This window comes from Phocaeicola plebeius, assembly GCF_003437535.1.
Taxonomy (GTDB): Bacteria; Bacteroidota; Bacteroidia; order Bacteroidales; family Bacteroidaceae; genus Phocaeicola; species Phocaeicola plebeius_A.
In genome coordinates this window covers 119,250-135,220 of the sequence record NZ_QSQT01000003.1, presented here as the reverse complement: position 1 = coordinate 135,220, position 15,971 = coordinate 119,250, and the positions used below count along the sequence as shown (strand labels likewise).

General features: G+C 45.0%; 11 protein-coding genes and 1 tRNA gene. 3 read left to right on the top strand and 9 right to left on the bottom strand.

Going from position 1 to position 15,971, the window contains the following annotated elements; translation table 11 throughout:
* Nucleotides 1-6: 6 nt before the first annotated feature.
* The 9 genes from DXD04_RS02845 to DXD04_RS02805 form a co-directional block, all read right to left on the bottom strand.
* A tRNA-Arg gene (locus DXD04_RS02845) sits at nucleotides 7-78 on the bottom strand.
* A 164-nt stretch (nucleotides 79-242) separates the two neighbouring features.
* Nucleotides 243-1,745 (bottom strand): MBOAT family O-acyltransferase, encoded by a 1,503-nt coding sequence (locus tag DXD04_RS02840; RefSeq protein WP_117670679.1) that lies wholly within the window; start codon nucleotides 1,743-1,745, stop codon nucleotides 243-245.
* Nucleotides 1,711-2,679 (bottom strand): GDSL-type esterase/lipase family protein, encoded by a 969-nt coding sequence (locus DXD04_RS02835; RefSeq protein WP_117670677.1) that lies wholly within the window; start codon nucleotides 2,677-2,679, stop codon nucleotides 1,711-1,713. The genes DXD04_RS02840 and DXD04_RS02835 overlap by 35 nt, the downstream gene beginning before the upstream one ends.
* Complete coding sequence (locus tag DXD04_RS02830; RefSeq protein WP_117670675.1) at nucleotides 2,666-4,042, bottom strand: SGNH/GDSL hydrolase family protein; 1,377 nt, start codon at nucleotides 4,040-4,042, stop codon at nucleotides 2,666-2,668. Before DXD04_RS02830 ends, DXD04_RS02835 begins: the two co-directional genes overlap by 14 nt.
* A 139-nt stretch (nucleotides 4,043-4,181) precedes the next feature.
* Nucleotides 4,182-4,823, bottom strand: coding sequence for a TetR/AcrR family transcriptional regulator (locus DXD04_RS02825; RefSeq protein WP_022053475.1), 642 nt, complete (start codon nucleotides 4,821-4,823; stop codon nucleotides 4,182-4,184).
* An 8-nt stretch (nucleotides 4,824-4,831) separates the two neighbouring features.
* Entirely contained in the window at nucleotides 4,832-5,599 is a 768-nt protein-coding gene (gene lpxA, locus DXD04_RS02820; protein ID WP_022053474.1) for an acyl-ACP--UDP-N-acetylglucosamine O-acyltransferase, read from the bottom strand.
* A gap of 22 nt (nucleotides 5,600-5,621) precedes the next feature.
* Nucleotides 5,622-7,004, bottom strand: a complete 1,383-nt coding sequence (locus DXD04_RS02815) for an efflux transporter outer membrane subunit (RefSeq protein WP_117670673.1) — start codon at nucleotides 7,002-7,004, stop codon at nucleotides 5,622-5,624.
* A gap of 8 nt (nucleotides 7,005-7,012) precedes the next feature.
* Nucleotides 7,013-10,243 (bottom strand): efflux RND transporter permease subunit, encoded by a 3,231-nt coding sequence (locus DXD04_RS02810; protein WP_117670671.1) that lies wholly within the window; start codon nucleotides 10,241-10,243, stop codon nucleotides 7,013-7,015.
* Nucleotides 10,244-10,323: 80 nt separating this feature from the next.
* Complete coding sequence (locus DXD04_RS02805) at nucleotides 10,324-11,529, bottom strand: efflux RND transporter periplasmic adaptor subunit (protein WP_178270032.1); 1,206 nt, start codon at nucleotides 11,527-11,529, stop codon at nucleotides 10,324-10,326.
* A 342-nt stretch (nucleotides 11,530-11,871) separates the two neighbouring features.
* On the opposite strand from DXD04_RS02805, the gene DXD04_RS02800 reads away from it, so the two are divergent.
* From DXD04_RS02800 to DXD04_RS02790, 3 genes are all read left to right on the top strand, one after another.
* Nucleotides 11,872-14,157, top strand: a complete 2,286-nt coding sequence (locus DXD04_RS02800) for an NADP-dependent malic enzyme (protein WP_117670669.1) — start codon at nucleotides 11,872-11,874, stop codon at nucleotides 14,155-14,157.
* A 96-nt stretch (nucleotides 14,158-14,253) separates the two neighbouring features.
* On the top strand, nucleotides 14,254-14,433 hold the full coding sequence (locus DXD04_RS16835; protein WP_081458118.1) for a hypothetical protein: 180 nt from the start codon (nucleotides 14,254-14,256) through the stop codon (nucleotides 14,431-14,433).
* 168 nt (nucleotides 14,434-14,601) lie between these two features.
* Nucleotides 14,602-15,936, top strand: coding sequence for an NADP-specific glutamate dehydrogenase (locus tag DXD04_RS02790; protein WP_022053469.1), 1,335 nt, complete (start codon nucleotides 14,602-14,604; stop codon nucleotides 15,934-15,936).
* Nucleotides 15,937-15,971: the final 35 nt, after the last annotated feature.

Sequence of the window (15,971 nt, the reverse complement as noted above, 5' to 3'; positions counted from 1 at the left end):
TTTATGTACGCCCGTGGGGAGTCGAACCCCAATCGAAGGAACCGGAATCCTTTATTCTATCCATTGAACTACGGGCGCAAATATCAATAAGCACACTTTCCAACGTCCTTTTTTGAGAAAGGATATTTCGAAAGCGTGACAAAAATACAATTATTCGGTCTTTTCTCCTAATTTTTTCCTGAAAAAATAGGGAGTGAAAACTAAAATAGTTTTACTCTTACACGCCTATACGACCTCACACATCAGAACTGGAAGTAGATAAACGGCTGAATATCGCTGCTTTTCACCTGAATGACCAGATAAATCAGCGCAATCATTATCAGTGCCTGGGCTATGAGCGGCATACGCACCATGCCCCGGCTGCACGCATTCTGCCAGCTGTCGGGACAGAAATGAAGCAAGAAGCCTACTCCCATCAATGCAAACACTTTCCAGTAGCCCGTCAAAAGCTGCTCCAGCAATTCCGGATGGAAGGCTGTAAATATCTGGCGAATCATAGTCACCGAAGCCTCAAACGTGGAGTTTCGGAAGAATATCCAACAGAAACACACAAAATGGAAGGTCAGCACCACGGCAAAGAATTTACGTATTCCCCGGCTGCGATATTGTTTGGGCCGCCCCAATAGGTTACGGAAAAACTTATGTAAGGCCAATGCCACTCCGTGCAATCCGCCCCACACCACAAAGTTCCACGAAGCACCGTGCCACAAACCACCTAAAAGCATGGTCAGTATCAGGTTGATGTAGGTACGGATTTTTCCCTTTCGGTTACCGCCCAGGGAAATATACAGATAGTCGCGCAACCAGGTAGACAAGGAGATGTGCCAGCGATGCCAGAAATCGGTCACACTGTCCGCCTTATAAGGCGAATCAAAGTTGGGAGGGAAATGGAATCCCAGCAGCAGGGCAAGTCCGATAGCCATGTCACTGTAGCCCGAAAAGTCACAGTATATCTGCAAGGCATATCCGTAAATCCCAAACAGGTTTTCCAGTCCGGAATACAATCCCGGATTGTCGAAAATACGCTCCACGAAGTTCACGCTGATGTAGTCCGAAATCACCGCCTTCTTGAACAAACCGCTCACGATAAAGAAGATGCCCTGACCGAACATCTCGGACGTGACGGACAAGGGCCGGCGGATTTGCGGAATGAAATCGCGGGCACGCACGATAGGTCCTGCCACCAGCTGCGGGAAGAAAGACACATAGAAAGCATAATCCAGCAGACTGGACAAGGGTTTCAAATCACGCCGGTACACGTCGATGGTATAGCTCAGCGACTGGAAGGTAAAGAAAGAAATCCCTACCGGAAGGAATATGTCCAGCGGCTCGAACCGTCCGTTCCACAACGGAGCCAGCATTTCGTAAAAGAAATTGGTGTACTTGAAATAACATAGCAGCCCGAGGTTGATACACAAGCTGCACACCACCAGCATCTTCCGCTTCCAGTGCTCCACCGTCATCTCCATCCTGCGCGCCAGCAGGAAGTCGGACACCGTGACAATGCCCAGCAGGAAGAAATAGGTTCCGCTGCTTTTATAATAGAAATAATAAGAAAACAAGGTGACAAACAGCAGGCGTGCCGTAGTCCGTTTCTGCAAAAGCAGATACACCAGGCTGAATCCGAGAAAAAGAAGCAGGAAGAAGCCGCTGCTGAAAATCATCGGCTGCGCCGCATCGTATGTCAATACCTCTTTCAGTCTGTCCAAGTCAATTCCAAGTTCCGTCCAGTTGAGTTTCCACATAATTGTTGTATGATTTGATAATCGCTTCGTGTAATAATAGTCCCTGCAAAATATATCCTTCCTGCGTGAAATGAATCTTGTCACGCTGGAAATAGTTTCCATTACTCCAGTTCAGACAAGCATAACGTTCACCTCCTACCACGTGATACATATCCCATATAGCGAGTTTCCGCGAAGCCGCATAATCCAGTTCTGTCTTTACCACTAATTTCGTACGAGGATTGATTACTCTTGCGCCCCGTCGGCCATTGCGGACATACGCTCCGGGAGGAGTGGTCAGCAGATATACCGCCTGCGGACATCCTTTCTTCAATTCTTCTAACAGATTATCCATCTGTGCCAAGTGCTCCGCCGAAAAATAACGGCGACCATGCGCTTCATTGGTGCCGAACGAAAGAATAACCAGGTCCGGATTCAGTTCGATAATCTGACGAATATTCTCAGGTGTAGCAAAAGAAGCACAAGTCGCTCCGTTTACTCCTACTATGTGATACACAATTCCTGCGGCCCCCGTTTCCTGCGCCAGTCCCGAAGTACGGTAACTCACCTGCATATCGAGCACGGCCTCCCGTCCGAAATCGTCTTCCAGCTGACGCCGTACAATATAAGGATACACATGCCCCCGCACATGAGAATCGCCGATGTGCACGATACGTAACGGACGGTCGAGCACGGAAAGCTTCTGCCAGAAAGGCTCCAGTTCATGCGTAGGGTCTGTAATCGTATTCTCAGTTGTTCCCTTAAAGCCGGCAGGCATCGGATTGCTGACTTCCACAAAGCGCATCAGCTGCTGCATGGCCTCGCTGTCGGACACATGACCGGAATGACGGTCCGGACGCGACTTCTCCGGCAACACATCCTGCGCTAAAAGCGGCAATGCCCCCAAAAGGAATCCGAAGAATATCCTCCAAAAACGTATCTCACTCCATTTCATAAGCTTTTCGTTTTTCGTACTGTTCCTTGCCGTACATCAACGTTTCAAACAAAAGTCCGGCAATGTGCTTTCCTCCCCTGAAATTGATGTGAGTATAGTCATAATTGGCCATCTGAGGCTTGTGGTTCACCATCTCTACCATACTACCTTCTCCTCCCATGGCTTCGAACATATTCCAGAATGCCACACCCGTTTCTGCCGCAAGTGCCTGCTGGTAACGAATCAGGCGCTTCACCCCCGGCATGGTACGCAATTCGCCGTTTTCATCCTTGTTTTCTCTATCTCCCACCCCGACAATCAGGACAGAAGCCTCCGGAAAGGCCGTCTTCAAACGCTCCACTATCGGTTTCATCGCATCCTTGTAATAGGTATAGTTCATTACCTTGTCTGAAGCTACATTCAGCCCGTACTGCAACACAATCAAATCGTATGTACGCAGACGGTTATACTGACGAAGTATCGACATCGGAATATTACCCAACTGCTGTCCGCTGCTTCCACGGGTACTGAAATTATCGACTACCACACCTTGACGCGGATCCATCGTCACGGCATAGAACAAAGCTGTAGAATCCAGCTGCTCCACTTTCCAGCGCACAGATCCGATACGTCCGTTCACAGACACAGACTGCAACTCTTCTTTTCCACCCACAGAAAATGGCTGTGCCTCTCCTCCATTGACAGATGCAGCCAACCGCAAAGAATCGGAAGTCAGGAAATAACAGGTAGACACTTCGCAGGTATCAATATGCGACAAGAAGCGTTTCTCACCTTTCAGGCTGACATAAGCTCCCGAAGAAGGAATAAAATAATGATTGGAAATGTCCTGACGGGAACGGTCAAAATAGGTGGAATCTGTAATGGAGTGACTGCCCCATCCACCAAACGAATGGTGTACCGTAGGACGGAAACCAGCTATTTTCGTTGTGATGGGCACATATCCCACCCCACATCCGCCAAAACGCTTCTGCAACATTTCGCGCAAATCACCGGTCAGAATATCGGCCTCAATAAATGAATCTCCGAAATAGGCAATACGTACCGGGCGGTCCAAAGAAGACACCTTTCCCAAAGCTTCATAGAAATACTCCATTCCACGCCCTGCAGAATCAGCATATTCTTCAATGCAGACCATTCCACTCTTGCAGGTATCCACAAAAGCAGGCTTTACAGGAGGCGGCAACACCAAGGTATCAGAATCCATAGGTTCTGCTATTTCCTTCTTTATACGAATGTCTGAAAGCAAATCAACCCTTCTCAAAGGTTCGCCACGAAAAGAAACAGACGGCAAAAAATGCATGGCAAACAAGCCTGCCACCACCAGAAGGGTGAACAGAAAAGTGTATAATAATTTATTTTTCATGAACTTTCCTCTAAAACCGGGTGCAAAGATAGCGAAAGGTGAGTGCAATACCAAACCAAAAGCTTGCTTTTGAGTGCAAGTATTGCCGAACCGCATCCTATCTTCGAGAAATCAAAGATAGAGGAGTTTAAGTACAAAATTATCTGGTATGTTTCTCTCGAATATTCTTCAAGAAATCATCGACCATGCGGTAACCTTTTTCCGTGGTAATCCCCCGCATGTGTAGAATAGTGATTTCACTATAGATTTCGGCCAGCGGATAATGGTCTGTAATGTCTGAATAAATCAATAAGTCCATCTGCATGGCCATGGCCTGATTAATAATCTGAAAATTGATGTCACTACGAAAAATACCTTGCTCTACCCCTTTTTGAAAATAGGCCAGTGCATCAGCATCTCCCCTGCGACGGTCATCATGTATATAGTCCAACACCTTGGAATATTTGCGCAAGTCACGAAAGAACAGAGGGTTTACCGAACACAACTCATTGAACTTACGCTCATAAAATGTAAGGATTACTTCCAGCACATTATTCGCGCTGGAAGCAATCTCTTGCATATACTCATTCATACAATGACGATAAAAACGGAAAACTTCCAGCAGAAGTTCTTCTTTATCTCCAAACAGTTCATAAAGCGTACGCTTGGATATAGAAAGCGAACTTGCTATATCGTCCATGTGGACAGCCTTAATCCCCAAAGTCATAAAAGATTTGGAGGCTGTTTCCACCACACGCAACTTTAACTCTTCACGGTCGTTTTCCTTTCTTCGCCCTGCCATTATCTACATCAATGAATAATTCCTAATTTTGAAGTTTCCACAAACTGGATAATGTTTTCAATTTCCGGTCCGTTAGGAATCTGTTCACGAATACGTCCCAATGCATCATGCAATGAAGTATTTGCCTTATAAAGGATACGGTATGCCTGTGCAATGTGTTTGATAATGGTTTCAGAAAAACCGGTATGCTCCAGCACCTTTGTATTAATGCTATAGAATGCAATCGGTTCATGGGCTGCTACAATATATGGAGGAATGTCCTTAATGAAACGGCATCCGCCCTGCACTACTGAGAAGCTTCCCAGACGTGTATTTCCCTGCATCAGCACATTGGAAGTAAGGATGGCATTGTCATAGATGATACAGTTGCCCGAAACCTGTGAACCGTTACCGATAATGCAACGGTTACCCACTTCCACGTCATGAGAAAGACGGGCTCCACTCATGATGAAGTTGCCATCACCCACTTTTGTAGCATGTGAAGCATGTGTACCGCGAATAATCACGGCATTTTCACGAATCACATTGTTATTGCCGATAATAGCCAGTGTTTCTTCACCTGTAAAGGCAAAATCCTGGGGAACTGCTGCCACAACAGCTCCCTGATAAACTGTATTTCCATTTCCCATACGTGTGCCGCTCATCAGACTGGCATAAGGCATAATCACGTTGTCATCACCTATCTCTACATTCTTGTCGATATAGGCAAATGGATGAACCGTCACGTTCTTACCCAATTTGGCTGACGGATCTACATAAGCTAAAGGACTTATCATAGTTTTCTCATTTTAAGGTTAATCAATTTCTTCCTCCTCCCAACGCACTGTACAAGTTGATCACAGCTTGCATACGCTGGAAATTATCAGCTACCTCTGACAACTGTGCACTCAGCAGATTCTGCTGTGCGGTCAGGATTTCCAGATAAGTGGCATCTCCGCTCTGGAACAAGGCCTTGGTATAAGTCACTGCCTTATCCAACTGCTCTACCTGTCCACGGTCTTCCACCAGTTTCTTATTCTGTGTATCGAACAGATACAGAGCATCGCTCACTTCCTTTCCAGCTTCCAGAATAGTCTGCTGATAATTCATCTGAGCAATCTTTTCTTCTGCCTTTGAAACCTTCAGGTTGGCAATCAGCTTACCGTTATTGAAAATAGGCTGAGCCAATGAAGCCAAAGCCTGCAGCATAAATTCACCCGGATTAGCCACTGTAATACCTGAACCGTTTGTCCATCCTGCCAGACCAGTAATGTTCAAGCCCGGATAGAAAGCTGCACGTGCAGAGTTGGTGGTATAATAAGCAGCCGCAAGCGTCATTTCAGCCATCTTCACGTCCGGACGGTTTTCCAATAACTGCATCGGTACACCCGCTGCCAGTTCTTCCGGCATAACCTGTTCGTCCAATGTACTGCGTTCGATGGTCTGAGGAGCCTTAGCCAACAGTACAGCAAGTGAATTTTCTGTTTCACGCACCTGACGTTTCAAATCCATCAACGAAGCCTCTACCTGATGGCTGGCAGCACGCATCTGTGCTACAGCAGCTTCGGTTGTCATACCGGCAATTTTCATGGCTTCCATTACTCGTACGTTTTCTTTATAGATAGCAGCCGTTTCAGTCGTAATTTCTACCTGACGGTCGAGCATCAGCAAAGAATAGTACACATTAGCTATACCACAAATAATCTGTGAACGTACAGCCTGTTCTGCATACTGGCTCTGTTCGTAGGCTACTTTCTGCCCACGTTTGGTATTCAAAATCTTTCCGAACAAGTCAATTTCCCAACTGGCAGACACTGGAAGCTGGTATGCCTTTACATAGTTTCCACCTCCCATGCTGGTTGTAGAACCTTGCGGAGCCAGATTAATAGAAGGCAAATAAGACAATTTAGCGGCAGTCAGCATCACTTTCGCTTCCTGTACACGGAGAGCAGCCGCCTGCATATCTACATTGTTAGCCAGTCCTTCTTCAATCAAGGCCTGCAGTTTGGCATCACGGAAAATCTCTTTCCAAGGCAAGTTTCCCATATTGGCCGTATCGGCAGCCAGTGTATCGGTTGCCGAAGCCGGGTCACGATAGACACCTGAGGCATCTATCGTTTCCGGACGGTCATAAGCTTTGTAAATGTGGCAACTGCTCATCATAGCAGCCAGACACATCATTCCTATTATCTGTTTTTTCATTATCAATCTTATTTATGCGTATTAGGAGAATACTGTTCAATTTCAGCTTCCACTTCACTTTCATCGAGGCTATCCCATTCCATTGGTTTCACTTTTTCTTGCAACCACTGGAATACCACGAACAATACCGGAACGATGAAAATCTGGAAAATCATACCGATTAACATACCACCAATAGCCGAAGCACCCAATGTACGGTTACCGTGAGCTCCTACACCCATAGCCAACATCAACGGAATCAAACCGACAATCATGGCCAATGAAGTCATCAAAATCGGACGAAGACGGGCTGCAGCACCCAATACGGCTGCCCAGGAAATACTCATACCTTGTTTACGACGGTCAAGAGCAAACTCTACAATCAAGATGGCATTCTTAGCCAACAGACCCATCAACATAATCAAGGCAATCTGCATGTAAATATCATTTGACATGGTTCCCAAAATCATCTTCAATGCAGGAATGCTTCCCAATGCACTAAATCCGTTGACGAAGATGAAGCTACCCATCAAACCGAACGGAACAGAAAGCAATACGGCCAACGGCAGGATGTAACTTTCATACTGGGCACTCAGCAGCAAGTAAACGAAGACGAAGCAAAGTACGAAGATAATACCTGTTGTACTGCCACTTGTCTGTGCTTCCTCACGTGCCATACCTCCCAATTCGTAACCGAATCCCATCGGAAGATTTTCCTTAGCCACTTCAGCAATAGCCTGCAATGCCTGACCTGAAGTATAACCAGAAGCAGGAGCCACCATCACCTTCATTGAAGTATACAGGTTGAAACGGTTGATAATATCCGGGCCGTATACTTTCTTCATGCTTACGAACTGTGTGATAGGAGCCATTTCTCCATTGCTACCACGTACTTTCACTCCGTTCAACGATTCCATGTTTTTAGTAGCATCCGGTTCAGCCTGAATCATTACACGATACATCTTACCGAAACGGTTGAAGTTAGAAGCATACAAACCTCCAAAATATCCCTGCATAGTAGAAAGAATATCGCTCGGGCTGATACCTGCCTTTTTACAAGCTGCCGCATCAATGTCAAGCTGATACTGCGGGAAGCTCGGGTTGAAGGTAGTCTTCGCAGAGTTGATTTCCGGACGTGCTTCCAGTGCAGCTGTATAGCTTTTTACCACTTCAAAGAAGTGATCCAGCGTACCACCGGTCTTATCCTGCATGTTCAACTCAATATCACTTGATACTGAATAACCCGGAATCATCGGAGGAGCAAAGAACAATACCTGTGCATCCTTAATGACTTTCTGTGCACGCAAGAACAAAGTAGAATAGATAATATCTGAATTCTGCATCATGGAACGTTCTTCCCAGTCTTTCAGCTTGATGATGACAGAACCGTAAGAAGGTCCTTGACCACCAATAAAGCTATATCCAGAAATGATAGTACGAGACTGAACGGCAGGTTCTGCAGCTACCAGGCTATCTACCTTGGCCAACACTTCCATAGCGCGTTCCTGAGAAGTACCAGGAGGCAATGTCACAGCACCCATGATAGTACCGGTATCTTCATTCGGCACCATACCAGTCGGAGTGGTTTTCATAAAGAACATCAACAATACGATAGATGCAGCCACCAGTCCGAATGAAAGCCATTTCTTATGAATAAAGAATACGACACGCTTCTTATAGCTCTTCAGCAATGAATCGTATGCAGCATTGAAAGAGGTATGGAAACGATCGACCATACTCATCTTCTTCTGCTTGTGTTCTGAATCATGCGGTTTCAGGAAAATAGCACACAATGCCGGAGAAAGTGTCAACGCGTTCAACGCAGAGAATGCGATAGAAATCGCCATCGTAATACCGAACTGACGATAGAATGTACCGGCCGTACCTCCCATGAAACTTACCGGGATAAACACGGACATCATGACCAATGTAATAGAAACCAGTGCACCACCGAGTTCGCTCATGGCATCGATAGAAGCCTCACGAGATGATTTGTATCCCTGGTCCAACTTGGCATGTACACCTTCCACCACCACAATGGCATCGTCGACCACAATCGCAATGGCAAGCACCATCGCCGAAAGTGTCAGCAAGTTCACACTAAATCCAATCAGTTTCAATACGAAGAAAGTAGCAATCAAGGCTACCGGAATGGCAATGGCCGGAATCAATGTAGAACGCATATCCTGCAAGAACACATATACTACGATGAACACCAGCACAAACGCCTCAATCAAAGTCTTGATAACTTCGTGAATAGACGCATACAAGAAGTCATTGGCATTCTGAGCCACGTTAATCTTCAATCCGGCAGGCAAGCTTTCTTCAGCCTTACTAATAACATCCAACAAGTTGTTGATTGTTTCTGTCGCATTGGTTCCTGCCATCTGGAATACGATACAAGTTACAGCCTTATGACCGTTTACTGTATTATTAAAGGTATAAGCCAGACGTCCCAGTTCGATACGGGCTACATCTCCCAAACGGAGTACTTCACCGTTAGGCAGAGCCTTCACTACAATATCTTCAAATTCTTCAGTCTGCTGCAAACGACCTTTGTAACGAATGGTGTACTGGAAAGTCTGATTACCACGTTCACCAAACTGTCCAGGTGCAGCTTCAATATTCTGTTCTGCCAATACACCAGAGATATCAGACGGAACCAAATTGTACTGCGCCATCACATCCGGCTTCAACCAAATACGCATAGAGTAGTCCTGACCCATCACGTTGGCATCACCCACACCTTTTACACGCTGAACTTCCGGAATCAAGTTAATCTTGGCATAGTTTTCAATAAACTCAATGTTATACTTATCTTCTGCATCATACAAAGAGAAAATCAACAACATAGAGTTCTGACGTTTCTGTGTGGTCACACCCACTTTGGTAACTTCTGCCGGCAACAGACCTTGTGCCATAGACACACGGTTCTGTACGTTGACCGCAGCCATATCCGGGTCAGTACCCTGGTTAAAATAAATGCTGATATCAGCTGAACCATTGTTTGAGGCACTAGACTGAATGTACATCATGTTTTCTACACCGTTAATCTGGTCTTCCAGCGGAGCAATCACTGAGTTCAACACAGTCTGTGCATTCGCACCTGTATAAGTTGCTCTTACCGATACGGTAGGAGGTGCAATGTCCGGATATTGTGTAACCGGCAGGGTGGCCAAACCAATCACACCCAGAATTACTATCAAAATAGAAATTACGGTTGACAGTACCGGACGGTTAATAAATTTATCTAGTTTCATTCTTTAAATACCATTTATAATTACAGTCCCGAGGGTTTTCATCAAACACATTCCCCCAGCACCATAAGAATCATTTTTTATTATTTAAAAGCTGTCTGAATGTTACCATCCCGCTGGTCTTGTAACGCCTTCTGGAATTTAGCTTCTTTTTCAGCCTGTGTAATCGGAGTAATCTTTTGTCCGTCTTTCAATGTCTGAACACCTTCTACAACAATCTTATCCCCAGGCTTCAGCCCACCTGTCACGATGTAATGTTTACCATCATTCAAGTTAGAAACCTGCACTTCTGTATGCTTGATAGTATTATCAGACTGTAATACATACACAAACTTCTTGTCCTGAATTTCCTGAGTAGCAGTTTGAGGAATCAAGATAATGTCGCTCATAGTGTATGGGAATACCACGTTGGCCATACCTCCACTACGAAGGATATTCTGCTTGTTCGGGAAAATTGCACGCATGCTTACAGAACCAGTAGTCTGGTCGATTACACCACTTACGGCATCAATCTTACCTTCTTCTGAATACATTGTTCCATCAGACAACTGCAATTTGACAGCAGGCATCTTTTCCAACTGTTCCTTCAATGTACCACCTGCTTTAGTCAAAGCCAGCAACTGTTTTTCAGTCATTGAGAAATATACGTACATATCTCCAATCTGAGAAACGGTAGTCAACGGTTCAGCTGCAGAAGGACCAACCAATGCACCTACACGATACGGGAAAGTACCAATAACTCCATCTGAAGGACTGGTTACGGTACAGAAGCCCAAATTCTGTTTTGCAGCCGCATAAGAAGCTTCTGCCTGTGCCAAACTTGCCTTAGCAGAAAGCAGGTTATTTACAGCTGTCTGGTATTCAAAATCACTGATAATTTTCTGCTCATGCAGCATCTTCTTGTTTGCTTCAGTTGAAGTAACAGTTTCCAAGTTAGCTTTTGCTGAAGCCACGCTTGCTTTAGCCTGATCGTATGCAGCCTTATACTGTGTAGGATCAATCTGGAACAAAGCTTGTCCCTTGCGAACTGTAGCACCTTCGTCTACACACAACTTCACGATAAATCCTGATACTTGCGGACGAATTTCAATATCCTGCAAACCTTTAATTGTAGCGGGATACTGGGTTGTCTGATTGCTAGAAGCAGCTGCAAGTGTTTCAACCGCAAATTCATCATCACCCATTTTCATACCCCCCTGACCGCCTCCACATGCAGTCAGCACCGAAAGAGTCAATGCATAGAATGCCACTCGGCTAGAAGAAAAACTTCTGTTTCTTTTTGTGCTCATACTTATATTCATATATAAAATTTGTTTTATCTCTTCTCTCTATTAAAGTTTTCCACTGAAAACTTTACACCCTTCTCTAGTTTTTTATCGTGCAAATATAGAAAAAAAATCAAGGTCCGGAAAGTGACTTTAACTAAGAATAACCATAATGCCCTAATATCATTACATATAGCCAATATTATCAGACCAATCGACAAAAACTATCGACAAAAAATCTTCAATACTCCAAAACAACCTTCGTTCATTTTATAGTTTTTTTCAGAAAAAAACAGTCCATTTGTTATTTTATTCCTACATTTGCGCGATACATTATTCTTTGAAACAACTAAAAAACGAAGAAATATGACAAAAATAACGAAAGAAGCAGCCTTGCTCTATCACTCACAAGGCAAACCGGGGAAAATAGAAGTGGTCCCCACCAAACCTTATCAAACTCAACGAGATTTATCATTGGCTTATTCACCGGGAGTAGCAGAACCGTGTCTGGAAATCCAAAAGAATCCGGATACCGCATACGACTATACCGACAAAGGTAACTTGGTAGCCGTAATCTCTAACGGAACAGCTGTATTAGGTTTAGGAGATATAGGTGCCATGAGCGGAAAACCCGTAATGGAAGGAAAGGGACTGCTGTTTAAAATTTATGCCGGAATTGACGTATTCGATATTGAAGTAAATGAAAAAGACCCGGATAAATTTATCGAAGCGGTAAAAGCCATTGCTCCTACTTTCGGAGGTATCAATCTGGAAGACATCAAAGCTCCTGAATGCTTCAAAATAGAACAGAGACTGAAGGAAGAACTGGACATTCCGGTAATGCACGACGACCAGCACGGTACAGCCATCATCTCCAGTGCCGGATTGCTGAATGCGCTGGAAGTAGCCGGAAAGAAAATTGAAGAGGTAAAAATAGTAGTCAACGGTGCCGGTGCATCTGCCGTATCTTGCACTAAATTATATGTAGCTCTCGGTGCACGCCTGGAAAACATTGTCATGCTCGACAGTAAAGGGGTGATTTCTAAAGACCGTACAGACCTGAACGAACAGAAAAGATACTTTGCGACCGACCGTACTGACATCCACACACTGGCAGAAGCCATCAAGGGAGCCGATGTATTCCTCGGCCTTTCCAGAGGTAACGTGCTGAGTCAGGATATGGTACGCAGCATGGCTTCTCATCCTATCGTATTTGCTTTGGCCAACCCGACTCCGGAAATTTCATACGAAGATGCCATGGCTTCTCGCCCGGACGTATTGATGTCAACCGGACGTTCTGACTATCCGAACCAGATAAACAATGTCATCGGATTCCCTTATATCTTCCGTGGTGCACTTGATACGCGTGCCACTGCCATCAACGAAGAGATGAAGCTGGCTGCCGTACATGCCATTGCCGACCTGGCTAAGAAACCTGTACCCGACGTTGTCAACGAAGCTTATCATGTGAACAACCTGACTTTCGGACCTGAATACTTCATCCCGAAACCGGTCGACCCGCGTCTGATTACCGAAGTGTCCATGGCCGTAGCTAAGGCTGCCATGGAATCAGGTGTAGCCCGCAAACAGATTACCGACTGGGATGAATACAAGAATCACTTGAGAGAACTGATGGGACAGGAAAACAAGCTGACCCGCCAGTTGTATGAAACAGCTCGCCGCAACCCGCAACATGTGGTATTTGCCGAAGGTATTCATCCGAACATGCTGAAAGCTGCAGTAGAAGCCAAAGCTGAAGGTATCTGCCATCCGATTCTTTTGGGTAACGAAGAACGCATCGAAAAATTAGCCAAGGAACTTGACCTGAGCCTGGAGGGCATTGAAATTGTCAACCTGCGCCACGACCGTGAATCAGAACGTCGCGAACGTTATGCACGCATCCTCTGCGAAAAACGTGCCCGCGAAGGAGCCAACTTCCAGGAAGCAAACGACAAGATGTTCGAACGCAACTACTTTGGTATGATGATGGTGGAAACCGGCGAAGCAGATGCCTTTGTAACCGGATTGTACACCAAGTACTCCAACACGATCAAGGTTGCCAAGGAAGTTATCGGTATCCAACCGGGATACAAACATTTCGGTACCATGCATATTCTGAACTCCAAGAAAGGAACTTATTTCATTGCCGATACATTGATTAACCGTCATCCGGACACCGATACCTTGATAGACATTGCCAAACTGTCGGCCAAGGCTGTACGTTTCTTCAACCAGGAACCGGTAATGGCCATGCTGTCTTACTCCAACTTCGGTTCCGATGCAGAAGGAAGTCCGGCAAAGGTACACGAAGCCATCAACCAGCTGCATCAGGAATACCCGGATTTGGCTATTGACGGTGAAATGCAAGTGAAATTCGCCTTGAACAATGCCCTTCGCGATGAGAAATATCCTTTCACACGCTTAAAAGGAAAAGAAGTAAACACATTGGTATTCCCTAACCTGAGTTCAGCCAATGCAACCTACCAACTCATCCAAAGCATGAGTGAAACTGAAGTAATCGGCCCGATTCAGATGGGATTGAACAAACCAATTCACTTCACCGACATTGAAAGCTCTGTACGCGATATTGTCAATATCACAGCTATCGCCTGCATTGATGCCATTGTCGACAAGAAGAAAAAAGCACAATAAACATTACTGATTTATTTCACCCTACACGGAGGAGCAGCTGCAAGCCAAACATTCACCCTTGCCACCGTTCCTCCGTGTATTATTTTTCTAAAAGCCATGAGAAAACCACTCAATCATACACAATGTGTCGTACTTACTTTATGCTGGGCCGCACTTTGCTTTTTAGTACTCACCTCTACTCCCAAAATTGACGGTCCGCTTGTCATTATGATTCTCATATCAGGAGCTTTGGTGTTTATCCCTGTAATTAAATCTCTTAAAAGCAGAAACAAATAAACACGAATAAATAGATAAAAAGGGATTTTTGACGCTTTTTTCTCACTTTTCTTGATTTATTGTTGCATAAATAAATTTTTATCTATATTTTTGGCACATCAAACAAGAAGAAACATATTACTGTGATTTTTCAAAACCAATAAATAAGACAGATAATCTTTTTTAATTATGAATGCAGCTAAAGTTCTGGAAGATCTGAAAAGAAGATTCCCCAATGAACCTGAGTATCATCAGGCAGTAGAAGAAGTGTTAGGAACTATCGAAGAGGAATACAACAAACACCCTGAATTCGACAAAGTAAACTTGATTGAACGTCTGTGTATTCCAGATCGCGTATACCAGTTCCGCGTCACTTGGATGGACGACAAAGGTAACATCCAGACCAACATGGGTTACCGTGTACAACACAACAACGCTATCGGCCCGTACAAAGGCGGTATCCGTTTCCACAGCTCTGTAAACCTGGGAATTTTGAAGTTCCTGGCATTCGAACAGACCTTCAAGAACTCACTGACTACTCTTCCGATGGGTGGTGGTAAAGGTGGATCTGACTTCTCTCCACGCGGTAAGTCAAATGCAGAAGTAATGCGTTTCTGCCAGGCATTCATGCTGGAATTGTGGCGCCACATCGGTCCTGAAACTGACGTTCCTGCCGGTGATATAGGTGTAGGCGGCCGTGAAGTAGGTTACATGTTCGGTATGTACAAAAAACTGACTCGCGAATTCAGCGGTGTGTTGACTGGTAAAGGCCGTGAATTTGGTGGTTCACTTATCCGTCCGGAAGCTACAGGTTACGGTAACATCTATTTCTTGCTGGAAATGCTGAAAACTCGTAACATCGACATCAAGGGTAAGACTTGTCTGGTATCTGGTTCAGGAAACGTAGCACAGTATACTGTAGAAAAACTGATTCAGTTGGGTGCTAAAGTAGTTACCATGTCCGACTCTGACGGTTACATCTATGATCCGGACGGTATCGACCGCGAAAAACTGGATTACATCATGGAATTGAAGAACCTCTATCGCGGACGTATCCGTGAATATGCAGAAAAATACGGTTGCAAGTATGTAGCAGGTGCTCGTCCATGGAATGAAAAAGCAGACATCGCTCTTCCTTCTGCCACTCAGAATGAAATCAACGGTGACGATGCTAAAGCACTGGTAGCAAACGGCGTATTTGCTGTATCAGAAGGAGCCAACATGCCTTCTACTCCAGAAGCAATCCGCGTATTCCAGGATGCGAAGATTCTTTACGCTCCGGGTAAGGCAGCCAATGCAGGTGGTGTATCAGTATCAGGTCTGGAAATGACTCAGAACTCTATCAAGCTGAGCTGGAGTCAGGAAGAAGTAGACGAAAAACTGAAGAGCATCATGAAGAACATCCACGAAGCTTGCGTGAAATACGGTACAGAACCCGATGGTTATATCAACTATGTGAAGGGTGCTAACGTAGCCGGATTCATGAAAGTAGCTAACGCTATGATGGCTCAGGGAATTGTATAAAACTTTAATTCTTAATTTATAAATCCGGGTGGGAC